Below are 13,153 nucleotides of genomic sequence, written 5' to 3' on the forward strand. Positions count from 1 at the left end.
CCGCCGAAGCGCCGCGAAACGAAGCGGCCTCATCCCACCTGCGCCGGGGGCTGGCCGGGGCTGGGAGTGGACGCGGTATTTGGCCGCTGGAAGCGCCTCAAAAAGTGCCCGGATAGCGGGCAGAATCCCGGAAAATAGCCGACATATCGGAACGTAACGGTGGAACGGACGCCTACCCGGCCCTGTTGCAGGGACATCAAACCCGCTAAAAGCGGGCCGACCGGGACGACCCTGTCGGTGCCCCGAGACTGCAAATTCCATCAGAGATTCCTAGCTGCATCGTCGGCCCCACTGAACGGCCCCATGCAAACCCGGTAGATCCTCCATGAAGCTCCTTCGATACTTCGCTGCGGTTGTCCTGATCGTTGCCGCCAATTCTACCGTCTTCTCTTCCGCGTTCGCGGCCGACCCGGTCTTCCCGCCGGGCGCCAAGGTGGGCATGACGCCGCTGGTCGGCCTCAACAAGGCGAGAGGATTCATTGGCTTCGAGACCGAGGATCAGGGGGTCAAGGTCCTGATCGCCGACCTCCCCGCCGAGGCCTATGGCGAGGTCGCCAATGCCTTCAAGTCTGCCCCGGGCGGCACCGGCGGCATCAAGCCGGAGAGCATCGAGACCGCGGCCGGGCTCGCCTACTACACCGTCGAAAACGCCAAGGAAAACGCCAAGGACGGCGCCGCCAGTGTGCGCCGCTATTCGATGATCCTGCCCGGCCCGACCTTCTCCGGCTACGTCGCCGTGCAGGTGCCGGAGAACGCCACGAGGATCTACACCGACGACGCCATCCGCCAGATGTTCGCTTCCGCCGTGATCCGCAACGAGGTCCCGGTCGAGGAGCAACTCGGGTTGATGCCGTTCAAGATCAGCGAGCTCTCGAGCTTCAAGAACATCCGCATGCTGGCGCCGGGCGCCGCCCTCATTCTCTCCGACGGCGACGAAAAGACCGGCTTCGAAGTCGCGCCCTTCATGATCATCGGCCTGATCGGCTCGACGGCGGCCTCGCCCGATGATCGCGGCCGCTTTGCCCAGCAGATTGCGACCACCATTCCCGGCGTGCGCGACGGCAGGATCACGATGTCGGAGCCGGTCCGCATCGATGGCCAGCCCGGCTACGAGACCCGGATCGACGCCACCAGCGGCAAGGACAACACGCCGGTCACCATCGTGCAGTGGCTGCGGTTCGGCGCCCAGACTTCGATGCGCATCATCGGCTCTTCGCCGCGCGACGACTGGACCAAGGCTTTCCCGCGCTTCCGCGCGGTGCGCGACGGCATTCATCCGCGGGGCTGACGTTCGAAATTCGCAAGCCCTGAAATTGTAAGCTGCGCCGAATTTTCGGGCTTTCGTTCGTACACAAATGTAACTAGCCTTCTCCCCGTCGGGTTTCACTACCGGGGAGACGCACCATGTTTACTCGCAGGCTGGTTCTGACAGGTCTCGGCGCGACGTCGGTCGCCGCCCTCGCTCCATCAGCGCTTTGGGCTGCACCGATCAAGCCTGATGCCGCTTCCGCGCTGATCGTCATCGACGTGCAAAATTGTTTCCTGCCGGGCGGCAGCCTCGCGGTCAAAGACGGCGAGCAGGTCGTCCCCATCATCAACCGCCTCGCAAAAGGCTTTGCCAATGTGGTGATGACGCAGGACTGGCACACCGCGGGCCATGTCTCGTTCGCAACATCGCATTCCGGCAAGAAGCCGTTCGAAACCGTCGATCTCTCCTACGGCAAGCAGGTGCTGTGGCCGGATCATTGCGTACAGGGCACCGAGGGCGCTTCGCTGTCGAAGGACCTCGCGATCCCGCATGCCGGGCTGGTCATCCGCAAGGGCTTTAACAAGAACGTCGACAGCTACTCGGCCTTCACCGAGGCCGACGGCAAGACCACGACGGGGCTCGCCGCTTACCTAACGGCGCGCAAGGTGAAGCGGGTGTTCCTCGCCGGCCTCGCCACCGACTTCTGCGTGGCATGGAGCGCACTCGACGCGCGCAAGGCGGGCTTCGAAACCTATGTGATCGAGGACGCCTGCCGCGGCATCGACACCCAGGGCTCGCTCGCCAAAGCCTGGACCGACATGACCAAGGCCGGCGTCAAGCGGATCAAGTCGGACGATATCGCGGCGTAGGGGACGGAAAGCGACACTGATAACCCTCGCCCTGAGGAGCGCGCCTGCGCGCGTCTCGAAGGATGAAGGCCAAGATGCATCAGCGGGGCCTTCATGGTTCGCCTGGCGATGCAATGCATCGTCCAGAGACGGCGCTTGCGCGCCTCCTCACCATGAGGGTCTGCCGTTTACACCGCGTGTCAGTTGGTGACGTCGGCCGCCGGCGCCGCCTTCGCGCCGCCCTTGGACACGGCGACCAGCGCCGGGCGCAGTACGCGCTCGCCGATCATGAAGCCGGCCTGCACGACCTGAACCACCGTCCCGGATGGAACGGACGGATCGGGCACTTCGTACATCGCCTGCTGGAAGTTGGGATCGAACTTCTCACCCGACGGATCGAACTTCTTGACGCCGTTCTTCTCCAGCGTGTTGAGCAGCGAACGCTCGGTCAGCTCGACGCCCTCGATGAAGGCCTTGAGGCCGGGATCGGCGGTCTCCTTGGCCTCGGCCGGAATGGCGTCCAGCGCGCGCTGTAGATTGTCGGCGATATCGAGAATGTCGCGTGCGAACCCGGTGATGCCGTAGGCGCGCGCATCGGCGACTTCCTTGGCGGTGCGCTTGCGCAGGTTTTCCATCTCCGCCAGCGTGCGCAGCATCTTGTCGCGCGACTCGGTCGCTTCCTTGACCAACAGCTCGATCGACCCTTCCTCGGGATCGTCAGGCATGATGTAGGGTTTTGAGACCACGGGCTCGCCGGTCTGGGCCGGTTTCACATCGTCGGTCGGCCGGTTTGGATCGGTCATAAGACTGCCTTCTCAAAAAACGGTTCTGGTTCGATGGGGATTTGCTGGGCCGGATATCGTGCTTTAGTGGCCGAAAATCAAGCGCAACCACACCGGATTGGGGTCAATTTGGGGCGGATTGGCCGCCCAGCATCCGGCTGACGATCCGGGCAGCGTAATCCACCGTCGGGATCACCCTGGCATAGTTCAGCCGGGTCGGCCCGATCACGCCGAGAACGCCGACGATGCGGCCTGCGGCGTCGCTATAGGGGGCGATGATGGTGGAGGAACCGGACAGCGAGAACAGCTTGTTCTCCGATCCGATAAAAATCCGCACCCCTTCGGCGCGCTCGGCCCGCCCCAACAGATCGATCACGCCGCGCTTGGTCTCGAGATCGTCGAACAGCGACTTGACGCGTTCGAGATCCTCCAGCGCGTGCAGGTCTTCGAGCAGATTGGCATGGCCGCGCACGATCAACTGCCGGTCGTCATTGTCGCCGCCGGACCAGCTTGCGATGCCGGCCGCGATCACCTTCTGCGTCAATTGATCGAGTTCGACGCGGCTCTGCGTCAGCGCGGTTTCGAGCTCTAACCGCGCTTCCGCAAGCGTCCGCCCGCGAATCCGAGAATTGAGGAAGTTGGTCGCTTCGGTCAGCGCCGAGGAGGGAACGCCGGGCGGCAGCGCCAGCACGCGGTTTTCGACCTGGCCGTCTTCGCCGACCAGCACCACCAGTGCGCGCTCCGGCTCCAGCCGCACGAATTCGATATGTTTTAGCCGCGAATTGGATTTGGCGGTCAGCACCACGGCGGCGGCGCGGGTCAGGCCGGAGAGCCGCGTCAGCGCTTCGCCGAGCGCTGCCTCGACCGATTGCGCGCGCCCGACGGAAGCGAGCTGACTCTGGATCGATTCCCGTTCCGGTTCGGTAAGGTCTCCGATCTGCATCAGGGCGTCGACGAAGAAGCGCAAGCCCAGTTCCGTAGGCAGCCGCCCGGCAGACGTATGTGGCGCATAGATCAGCCCGAGGTGCTCGAGGTCCGACATCACGTTGCGCACCGACGCCGGCGACAGCGGCATCGCTATCAGACGAGAGATATTGCGCGAGCCGACGGGTTCGCCGGTCGCGAGATAACTCTCGACGATTTGACGAAAAATGTCGCGTGACCGCTCGTTGAGCTGGGCGAGCCCGGCATGCGGCGCGATCAGGCCAATCGGATCGTGGTGGGCCACTATTTAACTCCTCACACCCGCCTAATCTGTCGATCCGGCGGGCCAATGACAAGCATGCATTAGTCCCTGAAACGAGGCCAAAAGGCCTTGCCGCTGCGCACGCCCCCTCCTACAAGCACCGCGAACGCATTTTCGCTCGATTTCGAAAGGATTTCCCATGCGGCCAAGCCGCCGTGCGCCCGATCAGCTGCGCCCCGTCTCGCTGGAACGCGGCGTGGTCAAATACGCCGAAGGTTCCTGCATGGTGAAATTCGGCGACACCCAGGTGCTGGTCACGGCCACGCTGGAAGAACGGCTGCCGCCGTGGCTGAAGGGCCAGGGCCGTGGCTGGGTCACCGCCGAATACGGCATGCTGCCGCGCGCCACGCTGGAACGCACCCGCCGCGAGGCCGCCGCCGGCAAGCAGGGCGGCCGCACCGTCGAGATCCAGCGATTGATCGGGCGTTCGCTCCGCGCAGCCGTCGACCTCGAAGCGCTCGGCGAGCGCCAGATCACGGTCGATTGCGACGTGATCCAGGCCGATGGTGGCACCCGCACCGCCTCGATCACCGGCGCCTGGGTGGCGCTGGCGGACTGCATCTCGTGGATGAAGAGCCGCAACATGATCAAGGCCAACGTGCTGCGCGACAATGTCGCCGCGATCTCCTGCGGCATCTACAAGGGAACGCCGGTATTGGACCTCGACTATGCCGAGGATTCCGAGGCCGACACCGACGCCAATTTCGTCATGACCGGCGACGGCCGCATCATCGAGGTGCAGGGCACCGCCGAGAAGACGCCGTTCTCGCAGGACGAGTTCCTCGCGTTGATGGAACTGGCGCGCAAGGGTGTCGCGCGTCTGGTGGACTTGCAGAAACTGGCCGTCGCGTAGTCTGATTGCGCATGCACCGTCGAATCACAGGCCGGCTCGTGATCGCGACCCACAATCCCGGCAAGCTTGCCGAAATGCGGGAATTGCTGGCGCCGCATGGCGTCGAGGCCGTTTCCGCTGGCGAACTGGGCCTCGGCGAGCCCGAGGAAACCGGCCAGACATTTCGGGCCAATGCCGCGCTCAAAGCGATCGCAGCCGCGAAAGCCGCGCAACTGCCGGCCTTTGCCGACGATTCCGGCCTCGTGGTCGACGCGCTGGATGGCGCCCCCGGCATCTACTCGGCGCGCTGGGCCGGCGAGGCCAAGGATTTCATGGCGGCGATGAGCCGGATCGAGCGCCTGCTGCAGGAGCGTGGCGCGACCACGCCCGACAAGCGCAAGGCGCATTTCGTCTCGGCCCTTTGCGTCGCCTGGCCCGACGGCCATCTCGAAGAGGTCGAGGCCCGCGTCGATGGAACTTTGGTCTGGCCGCCGCGCGGCACCGCCGGTTTCGGCTATGATCCGGCGTTCCTGCCCGACGGGCACACGCGGACCTTTGGCGAGATGACCTCGATCGAGAAACACGGCCTGCCGCCGCTCGGCCTCGGCCTGTCGCACCGGGCGCGCGCCTTCGTCAAACTGGCGGAGATCTGCCTTGGGTAGCGCCGAACGCCAATACCCGAAGCGAGCAGCCTTCGGTGTCTACGTGCACTGGCCGTTCTGCCTGTCGAAATGTCCGTATTGCGATTTCAACAGCCACGTCCGCCACGCGCCGATCGACGAAGAAAGATTTTCCCGCGCGTTTGCGCGCGAGATCGAAACCACAGCGGCGCGCGCGCCTGATCGAACCGTCACGTCGATCTTTCTCGGCGGCGGCACGCCGTCGCTGATGCAGCCGCAAACCGTAGGCTCCATCCTGGATTCGATCGGCAAGCACTGGCGCGTTGCCGACAATGTCGAGGTGACGCTGGAGGCCAATCCGACCAGCGTGGAGGCAACAAGGTTTCGCGGCTATCGCGCAGCCGGCGTCAATCGCGTCTCGCTCGGCGTGCAGGCGCTCGATGACGCTTCGCTGAAGGCGCTCGGACGATTGCACAGCGCGCGCGAAGCGCTGGATGCGGTCGCGATCGCGCGCACCGCGTTCGACCGTTACTCGTTCGACCTGATCTACGCCCGCCCCGACCAGACCCCGCAGATGTGGGCCGACGAATTGAAGCTCGCGATTTCGGAAGCCGCCGAGCATCTCTCGCTCTACCAGCTCACCATCGAGGAAGGCACGCCGTTCTTCGGCCTGCATGCGGCGGGCAAACTGAAGACGCCGGACGAGGCGGTGGCCCGCGCGCTCTATGATGTGACGCAGGAAGTCTGCGCGCATCATGGCTTGCCGGCCTACGAGATTTCCAACCACGCCCGATCAGGCGCCGAGTGCCAGCACAATCTGGTCTACTGGCGCGGCGACGAATATGCCGGCATCGGGCCGGGCGCGCATGGCCGCCTCGACATCGATGGCAAGAGGCACGCGATCGCGACCGAAAAACGTCCCGAGGCGTGGCTGATGCGCGTCGAGGCCAACGGCCACGGCGTCGTCACTGACGATGACCTCAACAGCGAAGAGCGCGCCGACGAATTCCTGCTGATGGGATTGCGGCTTGCCGAGGGCATCGATCCCAAGCGCTATACGGCCTTGTCCGGCCGCGCACTCGACCCGGGCCGGATCGCCGTGCTCCGCGAGGAAGGCGCCATCATCGTCGACGCCGACGGCAGGCTGCGCGTGACGAAAGACGGTTTCCCCGTGCTGGATGCTGTCGTCGCGGATCTCGCGGCGTAGGGCTGTCGTTCGTGCGACGCAGGAACCCATAAGACGCCGCCCCTCCCACAAGGCACACGGGTCGAGACCTTCTTTCAACATCAGTGACTGTGGTTATGAGCCCTTGCGTTCGCAGGGCGACGAGTGTCTACGCCCCAAAACTCTTCGGCGAGCCCGCAACCGGCATGCTGCCGCCGCTGGCGACCTTCATCACCGCGAGGCCCCGCTCATTGCTGCCGTCGGAGCGGAACCGAAATAGCCCGTCGATGCCGGCAAAGCCCGAGGGATTGGTCATCGTCTCCGGCGCAAAGCGTTGCGCGCCCTGCTTCGACAGCGCGGCGACGAGCGCGACCGCATCATAGGCGAGCGTCGCGGTGCGCACCGGATCGGCGCCATATTTGGCGCGGTAGCGATCGGAGAAGGTGCGGAAGCCCGACGGATCCGGCGCGGCATAAAGCCCGCCCTGCAGCACAGGGCTGGCATAGACGCGCGGATTGTCCCACAGCCCGGTGCCGAGCAACTGGATGTTGCGCAAATTCGCGCCCGCCGCGGTCAAGGCATCCGCCGTCGCCACGACCGATTCGCCGTCGTCGGCGACGAACAGCGCATCCGCCGAGCCGAGCGACTGCGCCACGGTCCGCGCCGCCGCGGAACGATCGGAGGCATATTTCTCGAAGGCAACGATGCGCCCCTTGCGGCCGGCCGCCTGCTTGAACGCTGCTTCCACCACATTGCCGTAGGCATTGTCCGGCAGCAGCGCCGCAAAAGATTTCTTCCCGATGCTGGCGGAGTAATCGACGATCCGGTTGACGTCGGATTCGGGCAGGAAGCTCAGGAGATAGACGCCGCGTCCGGCGACGCTGGAATCGGTCGAGAACGCGATCACCGAAACGCCCTTCGCGCGCGTCAGCTGCGCGGTGGCCGGCACCGAGGCCGCGAACAGCGGGCCCAGAATGATTTCCGCGCCCTCGCCGAGCGCCTGCTGCGTGACCTGTTGCGCGCCTTGCGGGCTGCCGCCGTCATCCTTGATCAGAAGCTGGATATTCGGATTCTGGAATTCCGCCAGCGCCATCTCGGCGGCGTTCTTCATCGATTGCGCGGCGACGCCGGCATTGCCCGCGGCGGAGAGCGGCAGGATCAGGCCGACCTTGACCTGCCCGGTGCCGACCGCAAGCGGCTGCTGCTGCGGGCCTGCCGGTCCCTCATTCTGGGGAGAAGCGAACGGGTTTGAGATCTGGCCGCCCGAGCAGGCGCCGAGCAGGGGCGCACCGAGAATAAGACCAACCGCCGTCCGGCGAGTCGGTCCCGACAGCCGAAGATCCGAAGATCCAGGCTTGGGATTGAGCGGGCCTACCATCTTGTCTCTATCTCTTGACCGACCGCCGTCGGCCAGGATTCCGGCTTTTTGGGCCGAGGCACCTGAACCGCTACTGAACCCGAATGTGCGATTCTGCAATATTGTCGAGAATTAGTTAACCAAAACAAAAGGATTACGGTCCCGCCAGACGTCGCGGGGAACTCCGGTCTTGCCGCCATCCCGCCGGATATAGCGCTCGCACCAAGACCCCTTTAGATTGCCATTATGCGCGCAAAACCCAGTTCCAACTACGGGTCTGACACCGAGCCGGGTTCGGCCAACAGAACATTTTTAATCGGCGGCCACGTCCTCAACGCCCCGAAACCGGTTCCCGGCCTCTATCTGGTGGCGACCCCGATCGGCCATCTCGGCGACATTACCTTGCGCGCGCTGGAGACATTGGCCGGCGTCGACATCATCGCCTGCGAGGACACCCGCATCACCCGCCGCCTGACCGAGCGCTATGCGATCTCGGCAGAGCTCAAGCCGTATCACGAGCACAACGCGGCGATGGCCCGGCCGAAAATCCTGGAAAAGCTGGCGCAGGGCGCCTCGATCGCGCTGGTATCGGACGCCGGTACGCCCTTGATATCGGACCCCGGCTTCAAGCTGGTGCGCGAGGTCTGCGCCGCCGGCCATGCCGTGATCGCGGTGCCCGGCGCGTCCTCGGTGCTGACGGCGCTTTCAGTCGCGGCATTGCCGACCGACCGGTTTTTCTTCGAGGGATTTTTGCCGGCCAAGCAAGTCGCGCGGCGGACGCGGCTCACGGAGCTTGCCCGGATCGATGCCACGCTTGTCATGTTCGAATCCGGCAACCGCGTGCAGGAGACGTTGGCCGATCTTGCGGACGTCATGGGCGGGCGCGACGCCGCGATCTGCCGCGAACTGACAAAGCTGCACGAGGACATCAAGCGTGCGCCCATCGCCGAGCTGGCGAAGGCCGCAGATCAACTGGAAACCCGCGGCGAGTTCGTGCTGGTGGTCGGCCCGCCGCGCGCGGATGCCAATATCATGACGCAGCACGACCTCGACGATTTGCTGCGTTCGTCGCTTTCACGCGACAGCGTCAAGGACAGCGTGGCGCATGCGGTCGAACTTTCGGGGCGGCCGCGCCGCGAGGTCTATGCCCGCGCGCTGGAGCTTGCCAAAGAAGTGAGAGGCGACGATGGCAAAGACTGACGGCGCCACGCCGCCCGAAGCGCCCGCCAGGATCGCCGCACCCGAACGGGTCGCGGCCTTCCGCACCGGGCTTTCGGCCGAGAGCCGCGCCGCCGCCTTTCTGATGGCCAAAGGCTACCGCATCCTGGCCAAGCGCTTCCGCACGCCCTATGGCGAGATCGACCTGGTAGCGAGGAAGCGCAATCTGATTGCCTTCATCGAGGTCAAGGCCCGGGCCAACCTCGATGACGCCGCCTATGCGGTGACGCCACGCCAGCAGGCGCGCATCATCGATACCGCCCAGGCCTGGCTGATGGCGCATCCCGAGCATGCCGAATTTGAGCTGCGATTTGACGCCATCCTGATTGCGCCGCGGCGCCTGCCACGCCATCTGTTAGCGGCATTCGACGCCAGCACCTAAGATATCCCCTCCAGAGACCCGGACCCTCCCTATGAAACTGAATGTCGCCGTCCAGATGGACCCCATCGCGCGTATCAACATCCGCGGCGATTCGACCTTCGCGCTGCTGCTCGAAGCGCAAAAGCGCGGCCACAGCCTTTCCTATTACACCCCCGATAAGCTTTCGCTGCGCGGCGAGGAGCTGGTGGCGCCGGTGCAGCATCTCACCGTGCGCGACGAAGTCGGCGACCATTTTACGCTCGGCGAAGCCAGGCGCGAGCCGCTGCAAGCCTTCAACGTCATCCTGCTGCGGCAGGACCCGCCCTTCGACCTCGCCTATATCACCTCGACGCACTTCCTCGAACGCATCCATCCCAAAACGCTTGTCGTGAACAACCCGGCCTCAGTGCGCAACGCGCCGGAAAAACTGTTCGTGATGAATTTTCCGCAGCTGATGCCGCCGACGCTGATCTCGCGCGACCTCGACGAAATCAATTCCTTCAGGGATGAACACGGCGCGGTCGTCATGAAGCCGCTGCACGGCCATGGCGGCGCGGCGGTGTTCCGCGTGATGCCGCAGGACATGAATTTTGGCTCGCTGTTCGATATGTTCTCGGTCACCTTCCGCGAGCCCTGGGTGATCCAGCGCTTCCTTCCCGAGGTCAAGCACGGCGACAAGCGCATCATTCTGGTCGACGGTGAATTCGCCGGCGCGGTCAACCGCGTGCCCGCGCCCGACGACCTCCGCTCCAACATGGTGCGCGGCGGCGCCGCCCAGGCCACCGACCTCTCTCCGCGCGAACGCGAGATCTGCGCCACGCTCGGCCCGGCGCTGCGCGAGCGCGGCTTGCTGTTTGTCGGCATCGACGTGATCGACGGCAACCTTACCGAGATCAACGTGACGTCACCCACGGGCATCCGCGCCATCCAGCGCCTCAACGGCCCGGATGTCGCGGCAAAGGTCTGGGATACCATCGAGGCCAAGCGCGCCGGGAAATAATTTCCCTCGCGCCCGATCGGCCGACGATTCGCGGCGCGCCATTACGCGACCCACCTTGGCACGCATGAATGGCGCGCGCCTTCCTGCCGGCTGCATGGAACTGAAGAGCCGCCGCTGCCATTGGGCTGCGTCGCCGGCAGCCGTACCACCGGCTTCCAAGGCGCTATTGCCATACGATCCAGTATTCTACCATCATACGGCCACTCTTGGGACAAGACTGCACACGAAGCGCCGGCGGTTGGTCGACCGCCACCTTCGGATGACATTGGACGGAAAAGGAAACGCCAATGAACTCCACACCTGGTCCGACAGAAACGGAACCTCGCGACGCCCCGACCGGGCAGGCCGATGAACGGCTCGCGCACGCCCACGAACAGATCACGCGGGCGGATGAACAGCTCACGCGTTTGAGTGAACAGCTTGCAAAAATGGAGCGCGATGCCGCGCGCCCATCTTCGGCCGGACCTGGCCCGCAATCGCCACCTACACCATCAACACCTGCGCCATCACCGCCCGGAAATCCGGCGCTACGGGCCCCCATGGGCTTGCTGCTGCTACTGGCGGCGGGCGTCGTTGTCGCTGCGCTGGTTTTGCAGTCGTCCCATGGCGGCGGAGCCCGCCCCCCGCAGCTCGCTGCAACGCCGTCATTGCCGTCGGAAAATCCGCCGCTCCCCGCGCAGCTCGCGCCATCGACCGTTCAAGTGGCCGCGGCTGAGACAACACCGCCTCAAACAGCACTACCGCAAGCAACCCCGCCGCAGGCAACACTGCTGGCTCAGACCGCACCACAGGACGCCGCGCCGGCAGCACCCGCAGTGCCTCCCGATCAAACGCAGTTGCTGCAAACGATCGCGCGCGATCTCGCAAATCTGGAGCGAACCATCGAACAGCTCAAGGCGAACCAGCAGCAAGCCGCCAGCGACAATTCAAAGGCCATTACGGAGCTCAAGGCGACCCAGGAAGAGATGAAACGCGCGCTCGCGAAGGTTTCCGAGCCGAACCCGCCCAAGACGGCACAGCCTGCCTCACCGCCTCCGACACAGCCGGCCCCGGCCTTGCGCAAGCCCGAGCGGAAGGTTGAGCGGCCGCAGGTGAGAACGCGGCCTCGATTCCGAAGGGAGTGGATTTACGACGACGATTGGTAGCCGCCGTTTCGATGATCATCGCGCTGATGCCAGGTTGCGGCATCGCAGCTTGACTTGATGTCTGCCTTGCGCCGGCGATCTGCATCGCCCGCCTCAGCGAACCGGATGTCGTCGGAAAAATCTGGGATACCATAGAGCAGAAGCGCACCGCAAATAGCTCCGCGCTCGGCCACCTCCTTCCCGCATCTCGCCTTTGCCGTCTCATCCCACTTGCCAATTTCGGGAAGCGGGAGCAGCCTGTACCTGCGGATGAATCTGTCCGGGCGACGAACTACAATTCATAAAAAACAGTGGAGGAAGACGTATGACGATGAACGTTTCACGACGGTCTTTGCTTGCGCTCGGCGCCGGTTTGGGCGCTTCGACCTTTCTCGGCGGCAGCGCGCTGGCCAAGGCACCAAAACTCGGCACCCAGACGCCCTACTGGCATCGCTTCGTCCTCGGCGACGCCGAAGTGACGATCGTTTCCGACGGCACGCTGCCGCTCGGCCCTCCCAAGGGCACCTTCGTTGGCGTGCCCGATGAAGAGGTGAGGAAGATGCTCTCCGACAACTTCCTCAATCCCGACAATGTCGTGCTCGAGCAGAACTCGCCGATCGTGAACACCGGCGACAAGCTGATCCTGTTTGACACCGGCATGGGCACGTCGAAAGCATTCGGGCCGACCACGGGCCGCCAGCAGAAGAGCATGGCGGAAGCCGGGATCAAGCCGGGAGATATCGACGCCGTGGTGCTGTCGCACGCCCATATCGATCATATCGGCGGCATCGTCGGCGCCGACGACAAGCCGCTATTCCCCAACGCGCAATACTACATCACCCAGAGCGACTTCGATTTCTGGACCGATGAAGGCAAGCTCGGCAGTCCCTTGAAGGATTTCGTGGTTCACGCCCGCAAGAATTTGCTGCCGGTGCGCGATCGCATCGTGTTCATCAAGGACGGCCAGGAGTTCCTGCCCGGCGTGCAGGCGATCGCAGCGCCCGGCCACACCGTGGGCCACACCATCTTCATGGTGACATCGGCAGGCAAATCCTTCGCTTTCCTCGGCGATCTCACGCACCACGCCGTGCTGTTGCTCGAGAAGCCGCGGATGGAGTTTTCCTACGACACCGACCCGAAACAGGCGGCCGCGAGCCGGGTCAAGTTGCTCGACACCATCGCGGCCAACAAGACCCCGGTCATGTCCTATCACTTCGCCTGGCCGGGCTATGGCCACGTCGCCAAGGCCGGCGACGGTTTCCATTATTATCCCGAGCCGATGAAGATGGAGCTCTGAGGGGAATCAATGTCCGGGGCCGGTCCACACGGCCGGCCCCGGAACTGCAGATCG

At 64.5% G+C, this 13,153-nt stretch carries 13 protein-coding genes; 10 read left to right on the forward strand and 3 right to left on the reverse strand.

Annotated features, from left to right (window positions below):
* The first annotated feature begins 325 nt into the window (after nt 1–325).
* On the forward strand, nt 326–1,288 hold the full coding sequence (locus tag ACPPVP_RS00885; RefSeq protein WP_426530404.1) for a hypothetical protein: 963 nt from the start codon (nt 326–328) through the stop codon (nt 1,286–1,288).
* Nucleotides 1,289–1,404: 116 nt separating this feature from the next.
* Nucleotides 1,405–2,118 carry a bifunctional nicotinamidase/pyrazinamidase gene (pncA, locus tag ACPPVP_RS00890; RefSeq protein WP_426530406.1) on the forward strand — a complete coding sequence of 238 codons (714 nt, stop codon included), beginning with the start codon at nt 1,405–1,407 and terminating at the stop codon, nt 2,116–2,118.
* 179 nt (nt 2,119–2,297) lie between these two features.
* Here the strand turns inward: pncA and grpE are convergent, their stop codons facing one another.
* Together grpE and hrcA are read right to left on the reverse strand one after the other, a co-directional pair.
* A complete protein-coding gene (gene grpE, locus ACPPVP_RS00895) occupies nt 2,298–2,900 on the reverse strand; it encodes a nucleotide exchange factor GrpE (protein ID WP_426530408.1) in 603 nt (200 codons plus the stop codon).
* Nucleotides 2,901–3,003: 103 nt separating this feature from the next.
* Nucleotides 3,004–4,107 carry a heat-inducible transcriptional repressor HrcA gene (hrcA, locus tag ACPPVP_RS00900; protein WP_426530410.1) on the reverse strand — a complete coding sequence of 368 codons (1,104 nt, stop codon included), beginning with the start codon at nt 4,105–4,107 and terminating at the stop codon, nt 3,004–3,006.
* A gap of 157 nt (nt 4,108–4,264) precedes the next feature.
* On the opposite strand from hrcA, the gene rph reads away from it, so the two are divergent.
* The 3 genes from rph to hemW are packed head-to-tail and all read left to right on the forward strand — an operon-like array spanning nt 4,265 to nt 6,784.
* Nucleotides 4,265–4,978, forward strand: a complete 714-nt coding sequence (gene rph / locus ACPPVP_RS00905) for a ribonuclease PH (RefSeq protein ID WP_426530412.1) — start codon at nt 4,265–4,267, stop codon at nt 4,976–4,978.
* 11 nt (nt 4,979–4,989) lie between these two features.
* On the forward strand, nt 4,990–5,619 hold the full coding sequence (gene rdgB / locus ACPPVP_RS00910; RefSeq protein WP_426530414.1) for an RdgB/HAM1 family non-canonical purine NTP pyrophosphatase: 630 nt from the start codon (nt 4,990–4,992) through the stop codon (nt 5,617–5,619).
* On the forward strand, nt 5,612–6,784 hold the full coding sequence (gene hemW, locus ACPPVP_RS00915; RefSeq protein WP_426530416.1) for a radical SAM family heme chaperone HemW: 1,173 nt from the start codon (nt 5,612–5,614) through the stop codon (nt 6,782–6,784). The genes rdgB and hemW overlap by 8 nt, the downstream gene beginning before the upstream one ends.
* 127 nt (nt 6,785–6,911) lie before the next feature.
* Here the strand turns inward: hemW and ACPPVP_RS00920 are convergent, their stop codons facing one another.
* A complete protein-coding gene (locus tag ACPPVP_RS00920) occupies nt 6,912–8,120 on the reverse strand; it encodes a penicillin-binding protein activator (protein WP_426530418.1) in 1,209 nt (402 codons plus the stop codon).
* A gap of 225 nt (nt 8,121–8,345) precedes the next feature.
* On the opposite strand from ACPPVP_RS00920, the gene rsmI reads away from it, so the two are divergent.
* From rsmI to ACPPVP_RS00945, 5 genes are all read left to right on the forward strand, one after another.
* Nucleotides 8,346–9,299, forward strand: coding sequence for a 16S rRNA (cytidine(1402)-2'-O)-methyltransferase (gene rsmI, locus ACPPVP_RS00925; protein WP_426530420.1), 954 nt, complete (start codon nt 8,346–8,348; stop codon nt 9,297–9,299).
* Nucleotides 9,286–9,699 carry a YraN family protein gene (locus ACPPVP_RS00930; protein WP_426530423.1) on the forward strand — a complete coding sequence of 138 codons (414 nt, stop codon included), beginning with the start codon at nt 9,286–9,288 and terminating at the stop codon, nt 9,697–9,699. The genes rsmI and ACPPVP_RS00930 overlap by 14 nt, the downstream gene beginning before the upstream one ends.
* A 31-nt stretch (nt 9,700–9,730) precedes the next feature.
* Nucleotides 9,731–10,678, forward strand: coding sequence for a glutathione synthase (gene gshB, locus ACPPVP_RS00935; RefSeq protein WP_426530425.1), 948 nt, complete (start codon nt 9,731–9,733; stop codon nt 10,676–10,678).
* 539 nt (nt 10,679–11,217) lie between these two features.
* The gene (locus tag ACPPVP_RS00940) at nt 11,218–11,823 is read left to right on the forward strand and encodes a hypothetical protein (protein ID WP_426530427.1); all 606 of its coding nucleotides are present in this window, start codon (nt 11,218–11,220) and stop codon (nt 11,821–11,823) included.
* A 304-nt stretch (nt 11,824–12,127) separates the two neighbouring features.
* Nucleotides 12,128–13,099, forward strand: a complete 972-nt coding sequence (locus tag ACPPVP_RS00945; RefSeq protein ID WP_426530429.1) for an MBL fold metallo-hydrolase — start codon at nt 12,128–12,130, stop codon at nt 13,097–13,099.
* The last annotated feature ends 54 nt before the right edge of the window (nt 13,100–13,153 follow it).

Origin of the sequence: Bradyrhizobium sp. McL0615, assembly GCF_049993905.1 — a bacterium.
GTDB lineage: Bacteria > Pseudomonadota > Alphaproteobacteria > Rhizobiales > Xanthobacteraceae > Bradyrhizobium.